At 51.0% G+C, this 1,293-nt stretch carries 1 rRNA gene; it reads right to left on the bottom strand.

Annotated elements, in window-relative coordinates:
• A 23S ribosomal RNA gene (locus BT204_RS26865) occupies positions 1-1,293 on the bottom strand; the annotation flags it as partial.

Genomic DNA, 1,293 nt, shown 5'->3' with positions numbered 1-1,293 from the left:
CAGCCTACCACCTTAAACTTGGACAACCAACGCCAAGCTGGCCTAGCCTTCTCCGTCCCTCCATCGCAATAACCAGAAGTACAGGAATATTAACCTGTTTTCCATCGACTACGCTTTTCAGCCTCGCCTTAGGGACCGACTAACCCTGCGTCGATTAACGTTGCGCAGGAAACCTTGGTCTTTCGGCGTGGGTGTTTTTCACACCCATTATCGTTACTCATGTCAGCATTCGCACTTCTGATACCTCCAGCAAGCTTCTCAACTCACCTTCACAGGCTTACAGAACGCTCCTCTACCGCATCACTTACGTGATACCCGTAGCTTCGGTGTATGGTTTGAGCCCCGTTACATCTTCCGCGCAGGCCGACTCGACTAGTGAGCTATTACGCTTTCTTTAAAGGGTGGCTGCTTCTAAGCCAACCTCCTAGCTGTCTAAGCCTTCCCACATCGTTTCCCACTTAACCATAACTTTGGGACCTTAGCTGACGGTCTGGGTTGTTTCCCTTTTCACGACGGACGTTAGCACCCGCCGTGTGTCTCCCATGCTCGGCACTTGTAGGTATTCGGAGTTTGCATCGGTTTGGTAAGTCGGGATGACCCCCTAGCCGAAACAGTGCTCTACCCCCTACAGTGATACATGAGGCGCTACCTAAATAGCTTTCGAGGAGAACCAGCTATCTCCGAGCTTGATTAGCCTTTCACTCCGATCCACAGGTCATCCGCTAACTTTTCAACGGTAGTCGGTTCGGTCCTCCAGTTAGTGTTACCCAACCTTCAACCTGCCCATGGATAGATCGCCCGGTTTCGGGTCTATTCCCAGCGACTAGACGCCCTATTAAGACTCGCTTTCGCTACGCCTCCCCTATTCGGTTAAGCTCGCCACTGAAAATAAGTCGCTGACCCATTATACAAAAGGTACGCAGTCACCCAACAAAGTGGGCTCCCACTGCTTGTACGCATACGGTTTCAGGATCTATTTCACTCCCCTCTCCGGGGTTCTTTTCGCCTTTCCCTCACGGTACTAGTTCACTATCGGTCAGTCAGTAGTATTTAGCCTTGGAGGATGGTCCCCCCATATTCAGACAAAGTTTCTCGTGCTCCGTCCTACTCGATTTCATGACTAAGAGATTTTCGCGTACAGGGCTATCACCCACTATGGCCGCACTTTCCAGAGCGTTCCGCTAATCTCAAAGCCACTTAAGGGCTAGTCCCCGTTCGCTCGCCACTACTAAGGGAATCTCGGTTGATTTCTTTTCCTCAGGGTACTTAGATGTTTCAGTTCCCCTGGTTCGC

Source organism: Pseudomonas sp. NFPP02, from assembly GCF_900119355.1.
Taxonomy (GTDB): Bacteria; Pseudomonadota; Gammaproteobacteria; order Pseudomonadales; family Pseudomonadaceae; genus Aquipseudomonas; species Aquipseudomonas paracarnis.
Note: the sequence above shows the minus strand (reverse complement) of the source record. Positions and strands in the feature narration are given on the sequence as shown.